General features: G+C 65.0%; 19 protein-coding genes and 1 riboswitch. Of the genes, 7 read left to right on the top strand and 12 right to left on the bottom strand.

Annotated elements, in window-relative coordinates; all coding sequences use genetic code 11:
* Positions 1 to 73: 73 nt before the first annotated feature.
* Positions 74 to 202: riboswitch (TPP riboswitch) on the bottom strand.
* 148 nt (positions 203 to 350) lie between these two features.
* Complete coding sequence (locus JI664_RS08800) at positions 351 to 1244, top strand: NAD(P)-dependent oxidoreductase (protein ID WP_207013336.1); 894 nt, start codon at positions 351 to 353, stop codon at positions 1242 to 1244.
* A gap of 36 nt (positions 1245 to 1280) precedes the next feature.
* On the opposite strand, the gene JI664_RS08795 is transcribed toward JI664_RS08800, so the two are convergent.
* The 11 genes from JI664_RS08795 to JI664_RS08745 form a co-directional block, all read right to left on the bottom strand.
* A complete protein-coding gene (locus JI664_RS08795) occupies positions 1281 to 2270 on the bottom strand; it encodes an ABC transporter ATP-binding protein (protein WP_207013335.1) in 990 nt (329 codons plus the stop codon).
* Complete coding sequence (locus JI664_RS08790; protein ID WP_207013334.1) at positions 2263 to 3258, bottom strand: ABC transporter ATP-binding protein; 996 nt, start codon at positions 3256 to 3258, stop codon at positions 2263 to 2265. The genes JI664_RS08795 and JI664_RS08790 overlap by 8 nt, the downstream gene beginning before the upstream one ends.
* 12 nt (positions 3259 to 3270) lie before the next feature.
* A complete protein-coding gene (locus JI664_RS08785) occupies positions 3271 to 4224 on the bottom strand; it encodes an ABC transporter permease (RefSeq protein ID WP_207013333.1) in 954 nt (317 codons plus the stop codon).
* Between the two features lie 13 nt (positions 4225 to 4237).
* Positions 4238 to 5224, bottom strand: a complete 987-nt coding sequence (locus JI664_RS08780) for an ABC transporter permease (protein ID WP_207013332.1) — start codon at positions 5222 to 5224, stop codon at positions 4238 to 4240.
* A 175-nt stretch (positions 5225 to 5399) separates the two neighbouring features.
* Positions 5400 to 6977 carry an ABC transporter substrate-binding protein gene (locus JI664_RS08775; protein ID WP_207013331.1) on the bottom strand — a complete coding sequence of 526 codons (1578 nt, stop codon included), beginning with the start codon at positions 6975 to 6977 and terminating at the stop codon, positions 5400 to 5402.
* A 448-nt stretch (positions 6978 to 7425) separates the two neighbouring features.
* Entirely contained in the window at positions 7426 to 8643 is a 1218-nt protein-coding gene (locus JI664_RS08770) for a glycosyltransferase (RefSeq protein ID WP_207013330.1), read from the bottom strand.
* Positions 8640 to 10271, bottom strand: coding sequence for an ABC transporter ATP-binding protein (locus JI664_RS08765; RefSeq protein ID WP_207013329.1), 1632 nt, complete (start codon positions 10269 to 10271; stop codon positions 8640 to 8642). Before JI664_RS08765 ends, JI664_RS08770 begins: the two co-directional genes overlap by 4 nt.
* A complete protein-coding gene (locus tag JI664_RS08760) occupies positions 10268 to 11374 on the bottom strand; it encodes an ABC transporter permease (protein ID WP_207013328.1) in 1107 nt (368 codons plus the stop codon). Before JI664_RS08760 ends, JI664_RS08765 begins: the two co-directional genes overlap by 4 nt.
* A 3-nt stretch (positions 11375 to 11377) precedes the next feature.
* Positions 11378 to 12469: a microcin C ABC transporter permease YejB gene (locus tag JI664_RS08755; protein ID WP_207013327.1), complete on the bottom strand. Its 1092-nt coding sequence runs from the start codon at positions 12467 to 12469 to the stop codon at positions 11378 to 11380.
* A gap of 15 nt (positions 12470 to 12484) precedes the next feature.
* A complete protein-coding gene (locus tag JI664_RS08750; protein WP_207013326.1) occupies positions 12485 to 14428 on the bottom strand; it encodes an extracellular solute-binding protein in 1944 nt (647 codons plus the stop codon).
* A 235-nt stretch (positions 14429 to 14663) separates the two neighbouring features.
* On the bottom strand, positions 14664 to 15182 hold the full coding sequence (locus JI664_RS08745) for a c-type cytochrome (RefSeq protein WP_207013325.1): 519 nt from the start codon (positions 15180 to 15182) through the stop codon (positions 14664 to 14666).
* A 119-nt stretch (positions 15183 to 15301) separates the two neighbouring features.
* On the opposite strand from JI664_RS08745, the gene JI664_RS08740 reads away from it, so the two are divergent.
* The 3 genes from JI664_RS08740 to JI664_RS08730 all read left to right on the top strand — a co-directional run bounded on the left by JI664_RS08740 (position 15302) and on the right by JI664_RS08730 (position 18087).
* Entirely contained in the window at positions 15302 to 16135 is an 834-nt protein-coding gene (locus JI664_RS08740) for a prephenate dehydratase (protein ID WP_207013324.1), read from the top strand.
* Positions 16136 to 16215: 80 nt separating this feature from the next.
* On the top strand, positions 16216 to 16980 hold the full coding sequence (locus JI664_RS08735; RefSeq protein WP_207013323.1) for an SDR family NAD(P)-dependent oxidoreductase: 765 nt from the start codon (positions 16216 to 16218) through the stop codon (positions 16978 to 16980).
* Positions 16981 to 17010: 30 nt separating this feature from the next.
* Entirely contained in the window at positions 17011 to 18087 is a 1077-nt protein-coding gene (locus JI664_RS08730) for an AbrB family transcriptional regulator (protein ID WP_207013322.1), read from the top strand.
* Positions 18088 to 18089: 2 nt separating this feature from the next.
* Here JI664_RS08730 and hemP read toward each other — a convergent pair whose 3' ends face one another.
* Complete coding sequence (gene hemP / locus JI664_RS08725) at positions 18090 to 18284, bottom strand: hemin uptake protein HemP (protein WP_286173971.1); 195 nt, start codon at positions 18282 to 18284, stop codon at positions 18090 to 18092.
* Positions 18285 to 18479: 195 nt separating this feature from the next.
* Between hemP and JI664_RS08720 the strand changes: the two genes are divergently transcribed.
* The 3 genes from JI664_RS08720 to JI664_RS08710 all read left to right on the top strand — a co-directional run bounded on the left by JI664_RS08720 (position 18480) and on the right by JI664_RS08710 (position 21807).
* On the top strand, positions 18480 to 19463 hold the full coding sequence (locus tag JI664_RS08720) for a type I glyceraldehyde-3-phosphate dehydrogenase (RefSeq protein WP_207013321.1): 984 nt from the start codon (positions 18480 to 18482) through the stop codon (positions 19461 to 19463).
* The gene (locus JI664_RS08715) at positions 19460 to 20227 is read left to right on the top strand and encodes a 2-keto-4-pentenoate hydratase (RefSeq protein WP_207013320.1); all 768 of its coding nucleotides are present in this window, start codon (positions 19460 to 19462) and stop codon (positions 20225 to 20227) included. Before JI664_RS08720 ends, JI664_RS08715 begins: the two co-directional genes overlap by 4 nt.
* Before the next feature lie 122 nt (positions 20228 to 20349).
* A complete protein-coding gene (locus tag JI664_RS08710; RefSeq protein WP_207013319.1) occupies positions 20350 to 21807 on the top strand; it encodes a cobyric acid synthase in 1458 nt (485 codons plus the stop codon).
* The last annotated feature ends 43 nt before the right edge of the window (positions 21808 to 21850 follow it).

Genomic DNA, 21850 nt, shown 5'->3' with positions numbered 1-21850 from the left:
AGCGTTGGAGACCCAGTTCCGCGTTCGAATGGAGGTGGCCCGCGCAAGACGCCGATTGGTTCGGGGCGACCCCCGCGCAGCCATGACACCATCCCTACGCCAGTGTGAACTGGATCAGGTTCATCGGGTCACTGCGCTGCACGGTCTTGGAATCCGGCCAGCAGTATCTCAGCCTCTTGTCGAGACCCCCCGGGTGAGTGCGGCCAACCTGCCGAGCGGGACGCGCCTTGTCAATGCGTCGCTGGCGGCCATCCATTTACCGGAAATTCGAAAGCGTGACTTTCCATAAATTCGTTTTTCCTAACATGAACGCCCCCCTAACCTGCGCGACAGACAAGGAGGGCTCGCCCATGCCAACCACCGCATCCACCGGCTTCATCGGCCTTGGCACGATGGGCGCGCCGATGGCGCTGAACCTCGTCCGCGCTGGCACGCCACTGACGGTCTGGAACCGGACCCCTGAACGCAGCACCCCTCTCGCCCAAGCCGGGGCCGAGGTCGCGCCCGATATCGACGCCGTGTTCGCCCGCTGCGAGACGGTGTTGCTGATGCTGGAAAATGATGTCGCCACCGATGCGGTACTGGGCCGCAGCACCGAAGCCTTCGCCCATCGCGTTGCGGGACGGCGGATCGTGTCGATGGGGACGACCGCCGCGGCGTATTCCAAAGCGCTGGCCGAGGATATCCGCGCCGCCGGGGGCCGCTATGTCGAAGCGCCTGTTTCCGGCTCGCGCGCGCCGGCGGAAGCGGGACAGCTTGTGGGAATGCTGGCCGGTGATCCGGGCGATCTGGACGGGCTTGAGGCGCTGCTCGCCCCTGTGTGCAAACAGATCTTCCTCTGCGGCAAGGTTCCCGGCGCGTTGCAAATGAAGCTCGCGGTCAACGTGTTCCTGATCACCATGGTGACCGGCCTTGCTGAATCGGCGCATTTCGCGGCGCAGCATGGGCTGGATATGGCACGCTTCGTCGAGATCCTGAACGCCGGGCCGATGGCCAGCGACGTCTCGCGCGTGAAGCTGGACAAGCTTCTGCGCGATGATTTTTCGCGGCAGGCGGCGATTTCGGATGTGCTCAAGAACAGCCGTCTGGTGGTAGAAGCCGCGCAGGCGGCGGGCACCGCGCATCCGCTGATGACGGCCTGCACCACGCTTTACGCCCAGACCGAAGAATTGGGGCTGCAAGACGAAGACATGATCGCGGTTGTCCGGGCTTTCGACGCCCGGACAAGCCGTGAAACGGATTGAGCCGACGGCCCGCTCCGACGTGGCTCCGGCCCGGGTTCAGGCCGTATCGACGCGGTCCAGCGCGTGGCACGCCGCCTGTCCGATCGGTGTCGGCTGCGGCTGCGGCACTTCGTGGCGGCAGCGGTCATGGACCAGCGGGCAGCGCGGATGGAAGGCGCAACCCGGCGGCGGCGAGATCGGATTGGGGATCTCGCCTTCGACCGGACGCCGCCTGCGCCCCGACAGCGCCAGATCCGGCACCGCGTCCAGCAGCATGCGCGTATAGGGATGCTGCGGCTCGGTGAACAGCTTCTTGCCCTGCGCCACCTCGACCAGCCGCCCCAGATAAAGCACGCCGATCCGGTTCGCCATGTGCCGGACCACCGACAGGTCGTGACTGATCAGCAGATAGGTCAGGCCGAATTCGTCCTGCAGGTCGCGCATCAGATTCAGGATCTGCGCCTGCACCGACACGTCCAGCGCCGAGGTCGGCTCGTCACAGACGATGAATTCCGGCTTTGACGAAAGCGCCCGCGCGATGGCGATCCGCTGACGCTGACCGCCCGAGAATTCATGCGGAAACTTGTTCACATCCCCCGCCGACAGACCGACGACTTCGAGCAGCCGCGCGGCCTCTTTGCGGGCGTCGGTCGGGTTCATCAGGCCAAAGGTGCGGATCGGCTCTGCAATGATCTCGCCCACCCGCCAGCGCGGATTGAGGCTGGCGAACGGATCCTGAAAGATCATCTGGAACCGGCGGCGCAGGCTGCGGGGGATGCCTGCGCTGGTGTCGATCCTCTGTCCGTCGAAGGTGATCGTGCCCGCCGACGGCGGCAGCAGGCCCACCACCATCTTGGCAATCGTCGACTTGCCCGACCCGGATTCGCCCACCAGTGCAAAGGTCTCGCCCCGTGCGATTTCGAAACTGACATCCGCGTTGGCGGTGAGGAATTGCTTTTCCTCGCGCTCGATCACCCGGTTGAGCCAGGGTTTCGAGACGTCGAACCGGCGCGTCAGCCCGTCTATCTTCAGCAGCGGCTCAGCCATGAGGCACCTCTTGCGCTTTGGCCGGATCATGCAGCCAGCAGGCCACCTGCCGCCCCGCTTCGGGCGACAGCAAGTCGGGGCGGTCGGTGAAACAGGGGGCAAAGGCCCGGTCGCAGCGCGGATTGAAGGCGCAGCCCTGCGGGATCGCGTTGAGACGGGGCATCGAGCCGGGGATCTGCACCAGCCGGTCGCTTTCCTGCGTCAGCGTCGGAATCGAGCCCATCAGGCCCTGCGTATAGGGATGCAACGCCTCGGTGATCACTTCGCGCACCGGGCCCACCTCGGCCATGCGTCCGGCATAGAGCACGGCCACGCGGTCGGCGGTTTCGGCGATCACGCCCATATCGTGGGTGATCAGCATCACGGCGGCGCCGCGTTCGGCGCAGATGTCCTTGAGCACCTCGATGATCTGCGACTGCACCGACACGTCGAGCGCCGTTGTCGGCTCATCGGCGATCACCAGTTCCGGCTCGGCGCAAAGCGCCAGCGCGATCACCACGCGCTGCCGCATCCCGCCCGAGAAATGGTGGGGATAGTCGTCGATCCGTCTTTCGGCGGCGGGGATACCCACGCGGTCCAGAAGCGCGACGGCCCGTTTGCGCGCCTCGGCCTCGGAACAGTCGATATGCGTGCGGATCGTTTCGATCAGCTGCTGGGCGACGGTATAGAGCGGGTTGAGCGAGGTCAGCGGGTCCTGAAACACCATGCCGATCCGCTTGCCCCGGATCTTGCGCAGGGCGTAGGGGCGCAGGTTGTCAATCCGCTCGCCCTTGAGCCGGATCTCGCCGCCAGCGATGCGGCCGGGCGGCTCGATCAGGCCGATGATGGCGGCGCCGGTGATGGATTTCCCGGCGCCGGATTCACCGACCATGCCCAGCACCTCGCCCGGCATGATGTCGAAGCTGACGCGATCCAGCGCGCGAAGCGTGCCGCGGCGGGTGGGGAACTCCACCACCAGATCGCGGACGGAAAGCAGGGGGTCTGCCATTGCGGGCCTCCCTTAACGAAGACGAGGGTTCAGCGCGTCGCGCAGCCAGTCACCCAGCAGGTTGACCGACAGCGCAAGCGCCAGAAGGGTGAGGGCGGGGAACAGCAGGATCCACCATTCGCCCGAGATCAGGAACGACTGCCCGATGCGGATCAGCGTGCCCAGGCTGGGCTGCGTCGGCGGCACGCCCACGCCAAGGAACGACAGCGTCGCCTCGGCAATGATCGCCAGCGCCAGCGAGATCGTCGCGATGACCAGCACCGGCCCCATCACGTTGGGCAGGATATGGCGGAACATGATCTTGGCCGGATGCGCGCCGATAACGCGGGCGGCCTGCACGTATTCCTTGTTCTTCTCGACCATCGCGGCGCCGCGAACGACGCGGGCGAACTGCACCCAGTCCGACAGGCCGATGGCGACGATCAGCACCCAGATCGCCATCTGGTCGCGCAGGTTGTCGGGGATGAAGCCGCGCGCGATGCCGAAGATCAGCAGCGCGATCAGGATCGCCGGGAAGGCCAGCTGCACATCCGCGACGCGCATCAGCGCGCTGTCGACCCAGCCGCCGCGCCAGCCCGCGAACAGCCCGATGGAAATGCCCAGCACCATGGCGAACACGACAGCCATCGCGCCCACAAACAGCGAGGTCCGGGTGCCATACATGATGGTCGACAACATGTCGCGGCCCTGATTGTCGGCGCCCATCACGAAGGTTTCGCCGGTAAAGGCGTTGGGCTCCATCGGCGGGGTGAAACCGTTCATCAGGTTCAGCCCGGCGGGGTTATAGGGGTTCATCGGCGCCAGCCACGGCGCTAAGACGGCGCAGAAAATGATCACCAGCGCGACGAGCGTCGCGACAACGGCCACCGGCGAGGTACGAAAGGCATAGGCCAGATCGCTGTCCCAGGCGCGGTACAGGCGACCGGGGGGCTTGGACGGAACGGGGGTTTTGCTCTCAGGGGTCATGGCGTGGCTCCCGTCAATGGGCTTTGCCGGCGCGATCCACGCGCAGGCGCGGATCGACCGCGTAATAAAGCAGATCGACGATCAGGTTGATCACGACGAAGACCAGCGCGATCATCATCAGATACGCGGCCATCACCGGCACATCGACGAAGCGGACCGAGTTGATGAACAGCGCGCCGACGCCGGGCCAGTTGAACACCGTCTCGGTGATGATGGCGAAGGCGATGATCGAACCCAGCTGCAAGCCGGTAATGGTGATCACCGGCACCAGCGTGTTCTTCAGCGCATGGCCGAAATTGATCGCGCGGGCCGACAGGCCACGGGCGCGGGCAAACTTGATATAATCGGTGCGCAGGACTTCCAGCATCTCGGCACGCACCAGCCGCATGATCAGCGTCATCTGGTACAGACCCAGCGTGATCGCCGGCAGGATCAGCGCCAGCCGCCCGGAATGCGTGAGCAGCCCGGTCGACCACCAGTCACCCAGCGCCACGACCTCGCCCCGCCCGTTCGAGGGCAGCCAGCGCAGCTCGACGGCAAAAACCCAGATCAGCAGGACGCCGATCAGGAAGGTAGGCAGCGACACGCCGATCAGCGAGCCGGTCATGATGATATTCGACATCACGCCCCGTCGCCTGAGCGCGGTATAGACCCCCAGCGACAGCCCGACGACAAAGGCCAGAAAGCCCGAGACCAGCGCCAGTTCGATCGTCGCAGGCAGGCGCTGCAGGATCAGCTCGGTCACCGGCATCTGCAGGCGATAGGAAATCCCGAACTCGCCCTGCGCGGCATTGCCCATGAAACGGGCGAATTGCAGAAGGATCGGATCGTTCAGCCCAAGGCTGTCGCGAAGCGCCTGACGATCCGCGATCGAGGCTTCCTGCCCGACCATCGAGTTGACCGGGTCGCCGACGAAGCGAAACAGGGTGAATGAGACCGCCGCAACCGCCACCATGACGATGATGGATTGCAGCAGACGTCGGATGATGAAGGCGATCATGGGCGTGTCCCGTCATGGTTCGCGCGTGGCGGGGCTGGCGATGACACCGCGGCGGCGCCGGGCATCGGGATGGTCGGCTTGGATAGCGCCGCGCCCAGCCTAGACGACAGGCGGGCGCGATGGCAAACGCCCGGCCGGGCACGGGGCCGGCCGGGCGCATGGCTCAGAGCCGAGGTCAGTCGACGGTGACGGTCCAGAGCGTCGGCGAGTTCTCGGGATGCACCTCGATATTCAGACCGTCGCGCACCGCATAGGCCAGAAGCTGGTTATGCACGTTCAGGAAGACGCGGTCTTCCATCACCTGATCCCAGATCTGCGCGATCACTGCGTTGCGCTCGTCCAGATCGGTCATCGTGGCAATCGATTCGATCATCGCATCGACTTCCGGGTTCGAATAGCGGCCACCGTTATAGGCGCCGTACGACCCTTCGCGCGTATGCACGAGGAAGTTGAAGATATAGGCCGAATCGAAGGTCGGCACGCCCCAGCCCAGCATGTAGAAATCGGTTTCCCAATTCTCGATCAGCGGGAAGTGCAGCGAGCGCGTCTGCGAGTTCAGCGACACGTCGATGCCGATACGGCCCAGCATCCCCACCATCGCCTGGCAGATCGCCTCGTCGTTCAGGTAGCGGTCGTTCGGGCAGTCGAGCTGCACCGAGAAGCCATCGGGATAAACCGACGAGACCAGCTCGGCCGCGCGCTCGTAATCGGGCGCGCCGTACTCGTTCATCTCTTCCGTCCAGCCATTGACGAAGGGCGGCAGCGGCGCGGCCGACGGCTGCGACTGGCCGCGCATCACGACCTGCCGGATCGCGTCACGGTCCAGCGCCAGCGCCATGGCTTCGCGGATCTCGGGATGCGAGAACGGGTTGTCGTCCACGTTGCTCGATTGCAGCGTGTCCGAGCTTGCGTCATAGGCGAAGAAGATGTTGCGGTTTTCCGGGCCGGTGACGACATTCACGCCCTCGGTCTGCTCGAGCCGGGCGATATCCTGCACCGGCACGTCCTGCACGAAATCGACCTCGCCCGACAACAGCGCGGCGATGCGCGTCGCGGCTTCCGGGATCGGCTGATAGATCACCTCGGTGACCTGCGGCGCGTCGCCCCAATACGTGTCATTGACCTCGAGCACGGTGCGCACCTCGGGATCGCGCGACACAAGCTGGTAAGGCCCGGTGCCGTTGGTATTACGCACCGCGTAGTTTTCGTCGCCGGCGGCGTAGTTCTGCGGCGTGACGACGTCGTTCGCCTCGGCCCAGTCCTTGTCGACGATGAAGAAGTTGGTCAGGTTGTTGGGATACAGCGGCGACGGGCCGCTCATCTGCACGTGCACGGTGTAATCGTCCACCGCCTCGGCGCCGACAACATCGGCGTGAATCGCGCGGAAGCCCGAGTCTTCGTGCAAGACCCGCTCATACGAGAACACGACGTCCTCGGCGGTGAAGGGTGAACCGTCCTGGAACGTCACGCCTTCGCGCAGCGTCAGCACCCAGATCGTGGGATCGTCGGGGTGGATCTGCCAGTCGGTGGCAAGGCCCGGCGCCAGCGTGCCGTCGACGTCGCGCGACACCAGCGTGTCGTAAACGTGGCGCAGCAGGGCCAGCGTGGGCCCTTCGTTCTGGCTGTGCGGATCAAGGGTCAGCGCATCGGCGACGCGGGCCCAGCGGACGGTTTCGGCCTGTGCGGCCCCGGCGGCCAGGGCCAGCGCGGCGGCTGAAACCGAAAGGGTCAGCGCACGTGCAAGCTTGGTCATGGTCGTCTCCCTATTAGGTCAGATGCCTGAAGAAGGCAGGCAATAGACGAAGAGATACAGATTTGATCATGAAGTCAATTCAGCCTCGCCAATCAAAAGTGACTTTCCGACAAGAATGCCGCAAGGGCAAGTTCGCTTCCCGCGCGCGAGGCTGACGAACGATCGGGTGCGAAATATTTTTCTTTAGTCAAAGCATTGTTATTAAACGACTTTGATGATCTTTAGGCGTTGAGAACGGCAAGGTATTCTTGAAATTCTTGCGCAGCGCACCATTGCGCCTAAAACGCTGCGGACCCCGCATCAGGGAATGCCGGGCCGGCCTGAATACGCTTTGGATCGGACATGGAAAACCGACAGCGCAGGGTGAATAACTTAACACATAAAAGAATAAGCAGCCCGTAGTCAGGCCCGACTTAAACCCTCCCTCCTGGGGGCAAAGCGCAAGCGCTCAGGCGGATTCGACGAAGTCGATCAGGCGCGGAAGGCAGACGCGCCGCAGGTCGTAATTCTCGACGATATGGGCCCGCGCCGCCGCGCGCATCGACCGATGCGCATCCGGCCGGGCCAGCGCGTCGATCAGCGTGGCGGCGATGTCGTCGGTATCGAAGAAATCGACCAGCCGCCCCGTCACGCCGTCCTCGACGACCTCTTCCACCGGCGCGGTGCGCGACCCGACGACCAGAGCACCCGCGCTCATCGCTTCCAGCATCGACCACGACAGCACGAAAGGAACCGTCAGATAGCAATGCGCCCGCGTGCACTGCATCAGCGACAGGAAGCTGGCATAGGGCACCTTGCCGGTGAAATGGACCCGGCTCATGTCGAGCCGGTCGCGAACCTCGTCAAGAAACAGTTCTTTCCAGCTTTGGCCCGCCGGCGGACGCGCTCCGTAGCTGACATCGTCGCCGCCGATGATCACCACCTGCGCATTCGGACGCGCGCGCAGGATCTCGGGCAGCGCGCGGATGAACGAGTGATAGCCGCGATAGGGTTCGAGATTGCGATTGATGAAGGTCAGAACCTCGTCGCCCGCGCGAAACCGCACGCCCGAGGGCAAGGTCACCTGCGCGTCGCGATCCGGACTGACGCGGTCGGTATCGACGCCGTCATGGATGATGGTGATCTTGTCGCGGAAAGCGGCGGGAAACGTGTCGGCCTGAAACTCGGTCGGTGACAACGCGCCATCGGCCTGCGTCATCATCAGCGCCTGATGGCCCTGCCGGGCGATGACGGACAACGCTTTTTCGGGATTATCCGAAGCAAACTCGGGGTCAAAGCCCACATCCAGCCCGTGCGGCGCGTAATACAGCTCGGCATAGACCAGAAGCCGCGCCTCGGGCCAGATTTCTTTCAGGAATAGCGTCTCGCCCCAGCCGCCATGGCCGAAAATCACGTCGGGCACATATCCATGCTGATCGCGCAGCACCCGCGCGGCCCGCGACACGCGATAGGCGCGGTTCGTCATCTCGCAATAGGTGGTGCCAAGCTGCGTGACCTTGGGATCGGGGCGCGGGTCCGGCTTGCGGTAGCGAAAGGTGGTGATCGAGGATTGGCGCGCGTTCGTCTCGTCGGTCAGGGCGGTGACATCGTGCCCGCGCTCCACCAGAGCCGGCGCCAGATGCAGGAACTGGCCCGGAAAATTCTGGTGGACGAACAGGATCTTCACGCGTCCTCCGTATCGGACCGCCCAATGGTCTTGAGATCGAACGCCGCCGCGAGCAATGCGCGCGTATAGTCGCTGCGCGGCGCATCGAACACCTGCGCCGCCGGCCCGTATTCCAGCACGTCGCCCTGCTTCAGCACAAGGATCTGATGCGACATCGCCCGCACCACGCGCAGGTCGTGGCTGATGAACAGATAGGCCAGATGGTGCTTTTTCTGCAATTCCCGAAGAAGCTCGACGATCTGCACCTGCACGGTCATGTCCAGCGCCGAGGTCGGCTCGTCCAGAATCACCAGCTTGGGCTGCAGGATCATCGCGCGAGCGATGGCGATCCGCTGCCGCTGCCCGCCCGAGAACTCGTGCGGATAGCGATCCATCATCGACGGATCCAGCCCGACCTCGGTCATGATCGCCGCGACCGCCTCGCGTTCGGTACCGCCGGTGGGCACGCCGTGCACACCCAGCCCTTCAGCGATGATCTCTTCGATCGTCATGCGCGGCGACAGACTGCCGAACGGGTCCTGAAACACGATCTGCATTTCGCGCCGCAGCCCGCGCAGCGCTGCGCGCCCCGACCCTTTCTCGCCCGAGGACGAGATATCGCGACCCATGAACACGATCTTGCCTTCGGACCGGGTGAGCCGCGCGATGGCCAAAGCCAGCGTCGTCTTGCCCGAGCCCGATTCCCCGACGATGCCCAGCGTCTCGCCCTCTCGCAGGCTGAGCGAGGCCTCGTTCACCGCCTTGACGTAACCGACGGTGCGCCGCAGGAAGCCGCACTGGATCGGGAACCAGATGCGCAGATCCTCGGTCCGCAGGATTTCCGACGCGCCCTCTGGCACCGGCAGGGGCGCGCCCGACGGCTCGGCTTCCAGCAGCTTGCGCGTATAGGGATGCGCGGGGGCGGTGAAGACCTGCTCGGTCGGGCCATGTTCGACGATCTCGCCGTTCTGCATGACGCAGACCCGGTCGGCGACCCGGCGGACGATGTTCAGATCGTGGGTGATGAACAGCATCGACATCCGCTCGGTCCGCTTCAGATCGGCGAGCAGTTCAAGGATCTGCGCCTGAATCGTCACGTCCAGCGCGGTGGTCGGTTCATCGGCCACCAGAAGCTTCGGACCGTTGGCCAGAGCCATCGCGATCATCGCCCGCTGACGCTGCCCGCCCGAAAGCTGGTGCGGATAGCTTTTCATCCGGGTCTCGGCGTCACGAATGCCGACCTTGTCCAGAAGCTCGAGCGCGCGGGCGCGGGCATCGTCGCCGCTGACCGCCTGATGCAGTTCGAGCGCTTCGGTGATCTGCTTCTCAATCGTGTGCAGCGGATTGAGCGAGGTCATCGGCTCTTGGAAAATGAAGCTGATATCGTTGCCGCGCACGCGCCGCAGCTCGGCCGCGGGGGCGCCGACCATCTCGGCCCCTTCGAAGGTGATCGAGCCGCTCAGATGCGCGGCATCCCCCAGCAGGCCGACGGTGCTGAGCGCGGTCACCGATTTGCCCGAGCCCGATTCGCCCACCAGCGCGACGGTCTCGCCCTCGGCGATCTCGAACGACACGCCGCGCACCGCGCGGGTTTCCTTGCCGCCCTGCCGAAAGGCGACACCGAGGTCGGTCACTTTGAGCAGGGTCATCGGAACGTCTTTCGTGGATCAAAGGCGTCGCGGATGCCTTCGAAGACGAAGACCAGAAGGCTCAGCATCAGCGCGAAGGTCAGGAAGGCGGTAAAGCCCAACCACGGCGCCTGCAGGTTCTGGCGCGCCTGAAGCGTCAGGTTGCCCAGCGACGGGGCCGAGGCGGGCAGGCCGAAGCCCAGAAAGTCCAGCGTCGCCAGCGTGCCGATCGCGCCGGTGACGATGAAGGGCAGCATGGTGACGGTCGCGACCATGGCATTGGGCAGCAGGTGGCGGAACATGATGCGGGCATTCGACACGCCCAGCGCACGGGCGGCGCGGACATATTCGAAATTGCGTGCCCGCAGGAACTCGGCCCGGACCACCCCCACCAGCGCCGTCCATGAGAACAGCACCATCAACACCACCAGCAACCAGAAATTCATCGGTATGATCGCCGCGACGATGATGATGACATAGAGCGACGGGACCGAGCCCCACAGCTCGATCAGGCGCTGCGCGATCAGGTCCGTCAGGCCGCCGAAAAAGCCCTGCACCGCGCCCGCCACGATGCCGATCACCGACGAGATGGCGACGACAATGAAAGCGAAGGTCACCGACAGGCGGAAGCCGTAGATCACCCGCGCCAGCACGTCGCGCGCGGCGGCATCGGTGCCCAGCCAGTGATCGGCATCGGGGGCCGAAGGCGCGGGGCCGCCGATATTGTTGATCGTATCATAGGAATAGGGAATCAGCGGCCAGAGCAGCCAGCCCTCATAGACCTCTTCCCCTTCGACCATGCCGGTCGTGGCCTGCTCCATCGCGTCCTCGGGATCGTCGAGACACCATTCGACGCCGCCGGTTTCGATCAGGCATTGTACCTCGGGGATACGGTAATCGGCCTGCGTGCGGAACTCGCCGCCATAGGCGGTTTCGGGATAGAACTGGAAGATCGGAAACTGGATCTCGCCGCGATAGCTGACGGCGACGGGGACGTCATTGGCCAGAAACTCGGAAAACAGGGTGATTCCGTACAGGATCAGAAAAATCCACAACGACCAATAGGCACGCCGATTGGATTTGAAGTTCCGCCAGCGACGCTGGTTGAGCGGGGACAGGGCCATCGGTCAGGTCTCTCGCGTTTCGAAATCGATACGCGGGTCGATCCAGACATACATCAGGTCCGAGATGATGCCGACGATCAGCCCCATCAGCGTGAAGATGAACAGCGTGCCGAAGATCACCGGGTAATCGCGCTGCAGCGCCGCTTCGAAGAACAGCCGCCCCAGCCCGTCGAGCGAGAAGACCTGCTCGATGATCAGCGACCCGCCGAAGAAGGCACCGATGAACACCGCCGGAAAGCCCGCGATCACGATCAGCATCGCGTTGCGGAAGACATGGCCGTACAGCACCTTGCGTTCGACCAGCCCCTTGGCGCGGGCGGTCATCACGTATTGCTTGCGCAATTCGTCAAGGAACGAGTTCTTGGTCAGCAGGGTCAGCGTGGCGAAGCTGGAAATCGTCAGCGCCAGCGTCGGCAGCACCATGTGATACGCGTAATCTAGGATCTTGCCGCCAAAACTCAGCTGCTCCCATACCTCGCGCTCGGAATGAATGCCGCGCGACGGGAACCACTGGAAATACGAGCCGCCCGCAAAAATCACCAGCAACAGGATCGCGAACAGGAATGCCGGGATCGCGTAGCCAACGATGATGACGCCCGAGGTCCATGTGTCGAAGGGCGTGCCGTCCTTGACCGCCTTGCGCACCCCCAGCGGGATCGAGACGATATAGGCGATCAACGTGGACCAGAGCCCCAGCGAGATCGAGACCGGCATGCGCTCGATCACCAGTTCGATCACCGTTTTCGAGGTGAAGTAACTGGTGCCGAAATCGAACTGGAAGTAATTCACCATCATGTCGATGAACCGCTCGAAGGGCGGTTTGTCGAAGCCGAATTCCCGCTCGAGCTGCGCGATGAATTCGGGCGGCAGGCCGCGCGCACCGATATAGCGGTCGCTCGCCCCGCCCCCTGATCGCGCCACATCGTCGCCGGCGCCCGAAAAGCCGCGCGTCACGTCGCCTTCGCCCTGCATGGTGGCGATGACCTGCTCGATCGGGCCACCGGGGACGAATTGCACCAGAACGAAGTTGATGACCATCACGCCGATCAGCGTCGGGATCACCAGGAGAAGCCGTCGAAGAATATAGGCGCCCATGATGTATGGCGGCCCTTACAAGGCGCCTTCGGCGCGCAGTTCGGCCATGCGGTCGGCATCGAACCACCACCAGTCCATCACACCGGCCGACAGGAAGGGGAATTCCTCGGGGTGACGATAGACATCCCAGTAGGCGAACCACTGGTTGGGGCTGTACCACAGCGGGACCATGAAACGCTCATAGCGCAGCACGCGGTCCAGCGCCCTGAGCGCGGTGTCACGCTCTTCCGGCGTCTCGGCCATGAGCGAGATGTCGATGATCCGGTCGACCAGCGGGCTGGCCAACCCGGCGGGGTTGAACAGCGAATATTCGGCCGCTTCCGAGCCGAAGCGCTGATGCAGGCCGGTGCCGGTATCGAGGAACGCGACATAAGCGTCGAAGATCATGTCATAGTCGCGGTCGCGCTGGCGCAGCGTGTATTGCGACGGGTCGATGCGCTGACCCACGGCCTCGATCCCCATCGCGCGCAGATTCTCGAGAAAGCTCTCGATGATCGCCTCGCCGGTGGCCGAACCGGCGGTCGAATACGGGAATTCGATACGCATGGGCTGGCCCGCTTCGTTCCGGCGCACCCCGTCCTCGCCGACGATCCAGCCCGCTTCCTGCAGCAGCCGGTTGGCGCGGCGCATGTTGCGGCGGTCCTGCAACGCATCGGCCGAGGATTCCGGCGGGATATAGGCTTCCTCGGTCAGCAGATCGGGCGGCACCAGATCGCCCAGCGATTCCAGCAGCGCCAGTTCATCGCCCTCGGGGACGCCGGAGGCTTCCAGATTGGTGCCCTGGCTGAACGAATAGCGCCGCGCCATCAGCCCGTATTGCAGCTGCTGGTTCGACCACTCGAAATTATAGGCGAGCGTGATCGCCTCGCGCACGCGCGGGTCCTGAAGCTGCGGGCGGGCAAGGTTGAACACGAACCCGGTCGGCGTGGGGGGCGTGCCGTCGGGCACCTCTTCACGCGTGACCCAGCCGCGATCGACCGCCGGGAAATCATAGGAAATCGCCCATTGGCGCGAATTGCCCTCGGTCCGGAACAGGTATTCGCCGGTCTTGAACGCCTCGAACGCGGCGGCGTCATCCGAAAAATACTCGACCCGGATCGTCTCGAAATTGTGGCGGCCCTGATTTTGCGGCAGGTCCCAGCCCCAATAGTCCGGATTGCGACGATAGGTGATGTGGCGGTTGATCTCGTATTCGTCGAGCATATAGGGCCCCGACCCCGGCGAAGTTTCCAGCCGCGGCTCATCGAGCCGGGCGTTGTTCTCTTCGAACCACGCTTTCGAGAAGACCGGGGTCGAGCCCACCTGATCGATGAGCGACCGGCGCGAGATCCCTTCGGCGAAGTCGAACCGCACGGTGTACTCGTCGATCACCTCGGCCGAGACGACGCGCTGGCGCACAGCTTCGGCGTAAGAGGGCAGCCCCTGTTCGAGAAACAGGTTATGCGTGAAGACCACGTCTTCGGCCGTGACCGGCGTGCCGTCGGAAAACCGCGCCTCGGGTCGCAGATGGAAGATCACCCAATCCATCGTCTCGGGATATTCGAGGCTTTCGCACAGCAGGCAGTAATACTCGCCATAGGCATCTGCCGGCGCGCCATCGCCGAACGGGCCGCCGGTTTCCAGCAGGCTTTCGTAGATCGACTGGCTATAGCGCCCCGCCCGACCCCGGCGGCTATAGGGATTCATCGAATCAAACGTGCCCGAGGCGTGTTCGGAATACTCGCCGCCCACCGGCGCATCGGGGTTCACGTAAGAGAAATGCGGGAAATCCGCCGGATAGCTGAGATCGCCGTAAAACGAATAAGCATAGGTCTGGATAAGGTCGGGCTGCCGCGCCTCTTGCCCCCCGGCTTGCCCTGCGACCACCATCCCCCCGAGGGCGAGAACCGCGCCGCCGATCAGGCTGCGGATCAGGGGCATAGGATCAAGATTCCGGGCGCGGGCGGCGGGTCGGGTCATGCGGCTCTCCTGCTTGCGTCTGACTTCTCGTGGGTCAGATAGGCTCTCCCCAGCTAAATCCAGCCAGGGCAGCGGTTGCAAGTGGCGATTGCGTGAGTATCGCGTCGCGGGCCTGCAAAACATCGTGTGCAACCCCCCGCAGGGTCAGAGAAATGCGCAAGGGAAAGGGCCGCGCGCGAATGCGGCGGCCCTGTTGTCCTGGCGCGGTCGGCGCCCCGTCCGGGATCGGCGTGGATCAGGCGGGGTGCTCTTCCAGATACTTGATCAGGTTCACGCGGTCTTCCGGGTCCGGCAGACCACGGAACGACATGCGGGTGCCCGGGGCAGCGCCACGCGGATCGGCGAGGAAGGTGAACAGGGTCTCGACATCCCAGGTCGTGCCCAGCTGTTCCAGAGCGCCCGAATAGTTGAAGCCTTCGACCGCGTCGATCTGGCGACCGACGACGCCGTCCAGATGCGGACCGGTGCCGTTGGCGCCTTCCAGCGAGTGGCAAGAGCGGCAGTTGCGCCACAGGCCTTCACCAGCGCTGGCATCAGCCTCGGCGTAAAGCGCCATGACGTCGATTTCTTCGGCCGGTTCTTCGGTGGCCGGTTCTGCGCCCTCTTCGGGAGGCAGCGGGTAAACCGCATGCGCATGGGCTTCGTCATGGCCCGGCATGTAAACAGTTTCGGCAATCCATTTGCCGACAAGGAAGAACAGGAACGTGGCGCAGATCGCCCCGACCGCCTTCGTAAGAACCATGGTATCGAACATGTCGCATCCCGTTCCTGCAGAGAAGTCGCGCCCTTCTACCCGCTTCCCATCGCCCAATTCAAGCGCTACTTACCGCGACAATTCACTGCAGGGGCCGTATTTTTCGGCAGGAGGCCACGATGACCAAACGTATCGCTTTTCAGGGCGAACCGGGCGCCTATTCGCACGAGGCCTGCGCGGCCTCGCGTCCCGATTTCGAGGCCGTTCCCTGCCGCACCTTCGAAGAGGTCATTGACTCTGTCCGCGACGGCCGCGCCGATCTGGCGATGGTCCCGGTCGAGAACTCGACCTATGGGCGGGTGGCCGATATCCACCGCCTGCTGCCCGAGAGCGGGCTGCATATCGTCGATGAGGCTTTCGTGCGTGTGCGCATCGCGCTGATGGGCCTGCCGGGCACCAAGCTGGAAGACATCCGCCATGTCCGCGCCCATCTGGTGCTGATTCCCCAGGCGCGCGGGTTCCTCAAGCGCCACGGCATCAGCGCCGATGCCGCCGCCGACAGCGCTGGCGCGGCTGCGGAACTGGCCAAAGAGCGCAGCCCGCACGAAGGCGTGCTGGCCAGCGAACTTGCCGCGCAGATCTACGGGCTCGATGTGCTCGCCACAGATATCGAGGACAACCACCACAACACGACCCGCTTCCTTGTGATGTCGCCCGAACCCGATCTGACCCGTCGCGGCGATCACGGCATGGTCACGACCTTCGTGTTTCAGGTCCGCAACATCCCCGCGGCGCTGTACAAGGCGATGGGCGGTTTCGCCACGAACGGCGTCAACATGACCAAGCTGGAAAGCTACATGGTCGACGGCTCGTTCACCGCGACGCAGTTCTACGCCGATATCGAGGGCCATCCCGACGACCCCAATGTCCAGCTCGCACTGGATGAGCTGAAATATTTCACAACGCGTTTGCATATTCTGGGCACCTACCCCGCATCGCAACAGCGCGGCTGAAAGCCGTAACGTCAGACGGCGTGGCACTTTTCCTCTTACCGGGCGCAGTCTAGTCTCGCCGCGATCAGAGGGAGGAAACCATGACCACAGATCTCAAGGGCCGCCACGCGCTCGTCACCGGCGGGGGAACCGGCATCGGGCTGGCCATCGCGCAGATGCTGGCCGCGAACGGCGCGCAGGTCACCATCACCGGTCGCCGCAGCGGCGTTCTGGAAGAGGCTGCCGCCGCAACCAGCGGCCTGCATCCGCTGGTCATGGACGTGGCGCAGGAAGAGAGCGTCGTGCAGGGCATCGCCGATGCCATCGCCGCGCGCGGCCCGATTACCATCTGCGTTGCCAATGCGGGCATCGCCGAGGGCAAGTCGATGGCGAAGATGGACATGACCTTCTGGCGCAACATGATGGCGATCAACCTCGACGGCGCCTATGTCACCGTGCGCGAATGCCTGAGCGGGATGCTGTCCGAGGGCTGGGGCCGCACCCTCTTCATCTCGTCCATTGCGGGTCTCAAGGGGCTGAAGGGCGCGCCTGCCTATACCGCGTCGAAACACGGCATGATCGGCCTCATGCGCGGCCTGTCCGAGGATTATCTGGGCTCGGACCTGACCTTCAACGCGATCTGCCCCGGCTATGTCGACACCGATATCGTCGCGCGCAATACCGAGTCCATCGCCGCCCGCGCCGGGATCGACACCGATCAGGCGCGCGCGATGATGGTCAAGACCAACCGCCACAAGCGCCTGATCTCGCCGGTCGAGGTCGCGGCGGCGGCGGAATGGATGGTCGGCCCCAATTCGGGCAGCATCAACGGCCAGACGCTTGAAATCGCGGGGGGACAGATGTGAACCCCCGCCTCTGCACCTGAACAGGACCGAATGCCCAATCTCAGCCGCCTGCTTTCCGGCATCCCGCTACCCACCATCGTTGTCACCTTTGCCCTCAGCGGTATCGGCGGTCTTCTGGCGAAGTCCTTCGGCCTGCCTCTGGCAATGCTGCTGGGGGCGATGGTCGCGGTGACGGGGGCCACGGCGCTGGGGCTTCAGGTGTCCAATCACACGCTGGCGGTGCCTCAGAAATGGCGCACCGCCTTCGTCCCGATCATCGGCGTGTCGATCGGCGCGGGTTTCCCGCCCGATTTCGCCACGCAGGCGCTGCATTGGTGGATTACGCTGGCGGCGCTGGTGGTGTTCATCCCGGTGGTGCAGCTTCTGGGCTATGCCATCTTCGTCAAGCTGGGCGGGCTGACGCCCCCGACGGCTTATTTCGCGGCGATGCCGGGCGGGTTCATCGAATCGCTCGATATGGGCGAGAAATCGGGCGCCGACATGCAGATGCTGATCATGCTGCAATTCCTGCGCCTGATCCTGTGCATCGTGCTGATCCCCATCGCCTTTTCCATCATCGAAGGCCATGCCGTCGGCTCGTCGACCGGCGTCACGCTGGGCGCCCGTGCGCCTCTGGATACGGTGGATGTGGCGGTTTTGTTCGCACTGGGGCTGGGCGGCTGGGGCATTGCGCATGTGCTGCGCTTCCCCGCCGCGATGCTGTCGGGCCCGCTGCTGCTGAGCGGCATTGCCCATGCCATGGAACTGACGCATGCCGCACCGCCGATCTGGGCGGTGCTGGTCACGCAATGGATCATGGGGACATCGCTGGGCGCGCGCCTTGCCGGGTTCACGCGCGGTCAGGTGGGGCTGGCCCTGCGGCTCTCGCTGGTCCATGTCGGCACGATGCTGCTGATCGCCGCCGGCATCGCCGTTTTGGCCGCGGGCTCGGTCGATGAACCGATCTCGGCGGTGATCCTGGCTTTCGCGCCGGGCGGGGTCACCGAGATGGCCCTTGTCGCCCTGTCGCTGCAGGTCAGCGCCGTCTACGTCACCCTGCACCACCTCGCCCGGATCATTCTGGCCGTGCTGATGGCCAGGCTCGGGCAGCGCTGGGTGAAGCTCTGACCTTACTTGGTCAGGATCAGCTTGCCCGCGCGGGTGATGCGCAGATCATAGACCTTGCCATCCAGTTCGATCTGCGCCTGCGTGCCGCCTTGCGTCAGCGCGCGGGCCGAATGCAGCGGCAGATCGTTGCGGGCAACCGGGGTCGAGCGGGTGAAATCGGGCTGTGAATAAAGCGACATATCGGGCTCCTGTTCCATGCCTTCATTTCCTGACAAAATCACTCAGGCGAGTCAATCCCGATTCTTTTGGTCGGCTTTTCTGACAGCACCGTTTTGCAGGTGAAATCCCGCAGCCCCCCGCGAGCGGTTGAGATTTGATCAAAAGAGGCCTAGCACGGGGTCAGACGATCACCGGACCCGGTGCCAAAGGGCTCAATGTCGCAGGGGGCTTTCATGCGCGTGATGATCAACGGTTTCGGACGCATCGGCCGCACAGTGCTGCGCGCCTGGCTCTCGGGGCGCTGGCCCGGGCTCGAGATCGTGGCGATCAACGATATCGCCCCGCCGGAAACCTGCGCCTATCTGCTGGAATTCGACAGCGTTTTCGGCCCGCTGAGTGGGGTCGAGCTGCAAGATGGCGCGCTGAACGTGCAGGGCCATCGCCTTGCGCTGACGCAGCAGACCGACATCTCGACGCTGGACCTGTCGGGGATCGACCTCGTGCTCGAATGCACCGGCAAGGCCGACAACCGCGATTTCGCCGAGCGGGGCCTTGCGGCGGGGGCGCAAAGGGTGCTGATCTCGGGGCCCTCGGACAGCGCGGATGCGACGCTGGTTCTGGGGGCCAATGACGGGCTTCTGACGCCCGGGATGCGTGTCGTCTCGAATGCCTCCTGCACCACCAACGCGCTCGCTCCGCTGGCGCGCGTGCTCAACGAAGCCTTCGGGATCGAGGCGGGCTGGATGACCACCATCCATTGCTATACCGGCTCGCAACCGACGATCGACGCGCCCCGGTCCTCCGACATGGCGCGCAACCGCGCCGCCGCGCTGTCCATGGTCCCCACCACGACCAGCGCGGGCCGGCTGCTGGACCGGGTTCTGCCCGAACTGGCAGGCGTGATCGAATGCGCGGCGGTCCGCGTCCCCACCGCCAGCGTCTCGGCGGTCGATCTGTGCATCGTCCCCGAGCGCCGCGTGGGCGTCGAGGCGGTGAACGAGGTCCTGCGTCATGCGGGCGGCGTGCTGGGCTGGGTCGAGAAACCCCTCGTGTCCTCGGATCTGCGCGCGCGGCCCGAATCCATCGTCATGGCCCTGCCCGAAACCCGCGTCACCGGCGTCGGGCTGATCCGAGTCTTCGGCTGGTACGACAATGAATGGGGCTTCTCGTGCCGGATGCTGGACATGGCCCTGCGAATGGGCGAGCGTCGCGCATGATCACCATCGCCGACGCCATCCTGCACGCGCTCGACCATCGCCAGCCGATGGCCCCCATCACCGACAGCGACCCGGATTTCGACCTGCCCCGCGCCTATGCCGCACAGGCCGAGCTGACGAAAACCCGCCTGCGCCGGGGCGCTCGGGTGGTCGGTATGAAAACGGGCTTCACCAATACCACGATCTGGGACGCCTATAACGTCCATGCACCGATCCATGGCCCGGTTTTCGACACGACTTGGCGGCAGGGGCCCATCGCCGCCGCGGACTTCGTCGAACCCCGGATCGAGCCCGAGATCGTCCTGCGCCTTTCGGCCGCGCCCGCGCCCGACATGGACGACAGCCAGCTCGCCGCCTGCGTGGACGGGGTCGCGCGCGGGTTCGAGATCGTCGACAGCCCCTTTCCCGGCTGGCGCTTTCGCGCCGCCGATACCGTCGCGGCGGGCGCCCTGCACGGCGCGCTGGTCACCGGCGACTTCGTCCCGGCCACCCCCGACGTTCTGGCCGCGCTCGCGCAGATCAACATCCGGCTGATCCGTGACGACCAAGTAGTGGCACAAGGGCGGGGCGCGAACGTGCTGGGCACCGGCCCGCTCGCCGCCCTGCGCTACCTCGTCGCCCAGCTTGGCGACGACCGGCTGGCGCCGGGCTGGATCGTCTCGACCGGAACCCTGACCGACGCGCTGCCTGTCGCGGGCGGCGAGACATGGACGACCCGGATCGACGGGATCAACCTGCCGCCGCTGACCCTGCGCGTCACCTGACCCATCTTTGTTCCGCGAATATCCTGGGGGGGTGAGGCGCGCAGGCGCCGAGGGGGGCTAGCCCCCCTTCTTTGGCCCGGCTAACACGGGCAAAACCACCGCAAAACCACCGGGGTGACGCGATGACCGCAACAGTGATGATCCAGGGCGCGGGCTCGAATGTCGGCAAGTCGCTGCTCGTCGCGGGCTTCTGCCGGGTCTTTGCGCGGCGTGGCCTGACCGTGCGCCCGTTCAAGCCGCAGAACATGTCCAACAACGCCGCCGTGACCCCCGATGGCGCCGAGATCGGCCGCGCGCAGGCGCTTCAGGCGATGGCCTGCGGGGTCCCGCCATCGGTGCATATGAACCCGATCCTGCTGAAACCCGAATCCGAGACCGGCGCGCAGGTCGTGGTGCAGGGCAAGCGCCTGACCACCGCCAAGGCCCGCGATTACGCCGCGCTGAAGCCGCAGCTCATGGGCGCCGTGCTCGACAGTTTCGCGCGCCTGAAAGCTGAGGCCGATCTGGTGATCGTCGAAGGCGCGGGTTCGCCCGCCGAGGTCAATCTGCGTGCGGGCGACATCGCCAATATGGGCTTCGCGCAGGCCGCGCGGGTGCCCGTGGTGCTGGCAGGCGATATCGACCGGGGCGGGGTGATCGCACAGATCGTCGGCACGCAGGCGGTGCTCGATCCCGAAGACAACGCGCTGATCAAGGGCTTCCTGATCAACAAGTTTCGCGGCGATCCCCGGCTTTTCGACGATGGCTACGACCTGATCGCCGCGCGCACCGGCTGGACCGGGCTGGGCGTGCTGCCATGGTTCACCCAAGCCCACCGCCTGCCCGCCGAGGATGCCGCCGACCTGCGCCGCAAGGGAGGTGCGGGCGCGTTCCGCATCGTCGTGCCGCAACTCAACCGGATCGCCAATTTCGACGATCTCGACCCGCTGATGGCCGAGCCCGGCGTCTCGGTCGAGGTCATCGCACCGGGCCATCCCCTGCCGGTCGAGGCCGATCTGATCCTGATCCCCGGCTCGAAATCCACCATCGCCGATCTGGCCCATCTGCGCGCGCAGGGCTGGGATATCGACATCCGCGCCGCCCTGCGCCGGGGCGCGCGGGTGCTGGGGCTATGCGGCGGCTATCAGATGCTGGGCCGCCGGATTTCCGACCCCGACGGGATCGAAGGACCGGCCAGCAGTGTCGAGGGGCTGGGCCTTCTGGAGGTCGAGACGATCATGCGCGGCGACAAGCGCGTGACGCTCACCGACGCTGTGCACGACGCCTCGGGCGAGGCCGCGCAGGGCTACGAGATCCATATCGGCGTGACCGAGGGCGCCGACCGTGCGCGCCCGCTCTTTCGCGTGGCCGGTCAGCCCGAAGGCGCGATCAGCGCCGACGGTCAGGTGATGGGCAGCTATCTGCACGGCCTGTTCACCGCCGACAGCTTTCGCGCCGCCTTTCTGCGCGGGCTGGGCGCGGCATCCGAGGGCCATGCCTATGGCGCCGGGGTCGAATCCGCGCTCGAGGCGCTGGCCGACCATCTGGAAGAACACGCCGATTGTGACGCGCTGCTGCGGATCGCCCGCGCGCCGCTGTAGGGTGCGTGCTTGCACGCACCACTGCGCAAAGCCGGCGTGTCAC

Origin of the sequence: Rhodobacter sp. NTK016B, from assembly GCF_017303295.1 — a bacterium.
In the GTDB taxonomy this organism is placed as follows: domain Bacteria; phylum Pseudomonadota; class Alphaproteobacteria; order Rhodobacterales; family Rhodobacteraceae; genus Pararhodobacter.
This window is presented reverse-complemented; position numbering and strand designations above follow the sequence as displayed.

Coding starts and splice junctions, on each gene's coding strand:
- JI664_RS08735 (WP_207013323.1), top strand. CDS start 16,216: ATGACCACAGATCTCAAGGGCCGCCACGCGCTCGTCACCGGCGGGGGA.
- hemP (WP_286173971.1), bottom strand. CDS start 18,284: ATGGAACAGGAGCCCGATATGTCGCTTTATTCACAGCCCGATTTCACC.
- JI664_RS08755 (WP_207013327.1), bottom strand. CDS start 12,469: ATGGGCGCCTATATTCTTCGACGGCTTCTCCTGGTGATCCCGACGCTG.
- JI664_RS08795 (WP_207013335.1), bottom strand. CDS start 2,270: ATGGCTGAGCCGCTGCTGAAGATAGACGGGCTGACGCGCCGGTTCGAC.
- JI664_RS08780 (WP_207013332.1), bottom strand. CDS start 5,224: ATGATCGCCTTCATCATCCGACGTCTGCTGCAATCCATCATCGTCATG.
- JI664_RS08715 (WP_207013320.1), top strand. CDS start 19,460: ATGATCACCATCGCCGACGCCATCCTGCACGCGCTCGACCATCGCCAG.
- JI664_RS08720 (WP_207013321.1), top strand. CDS start 18,480: ATGCGCGTGATGATCAACGGTTTCGGACGCATCGGCCGCACAGTGCTG.
- JI664_RS08800 (WP_207013336.1), top strand. CDS start 351: ATGCCAACCACCGCATCCACCGGCTTCATCGGCCTTGGCACGATGGGC.
- JI664_RS08765 (WP_207013329.1), bottom strand. CDS start 10,271: ATGACCCTGCTCAAAGTGACCGACCTCGGTGTCGCCTTTCGGCAGGGC.
- JI664_RS08730 (WP_207013322.1), top strand. CDS start 17,011: ATGCCCAATCTCAGCCGCCTGCTTTCCGGCATCCCGCTACCCACCATC.
- JI664_RS08775 (WP_207013331.1), bottom strand. CDS start 6,977: ATGACCAAGCTTGCACGTGCGCTGACCCTTTCGGTTTCAGCCGCCGCG.
- JI664_RS08710 (WP_207013319.1), top strand. CDS start 20,350: ATGACCGCAACAGTGATGATCCAGGGCGCGGGCTCGAATGTCGGCAAG.
- JI664_RS08745 (WP_207013325.1), bottom strand. CDS start 15,182: ATGTTCGATACCATGGTTCTTACGAAGGCGGTCGGGGCGATCTGCGCC.
- JI664_RS08750 (WP_207013326.1), bottom strand. CDS start 14,428: ATGACCCGACCCGCCGCCCGCGCCCGGAATCTTGATCCTATGCCCCTG.
- JI664_RS08760 (WP_207013328.1), bottom strand. CDS start 11,374: ATGGCCCTGTCCCCGCTCAACCAGCGTCGCTGGCGGAACTTCAAATCC.
- JI664_RS08785 (WP_207013333.1), bottom strand. CDS start 4,224: ATGACCCCTGAGAGCAAAACCCCCGTTCCGTCCAAGCCCCCCGGTCGC.
- JI664_RS08790 (WP_207013334.1), bottom strand. CDS start 3,258: ATGGCAGACCCCCTGCTTTCCGTCCGCGATCTGGTGGTGGAGTTCCCC.
- JI664_RS08740 (WP_207013324.1), top strand. CDS start 15,302: ATGACCAAACGTATCGCTTTTCAGGGCGAACCGGGCGCCTATTCGCAC.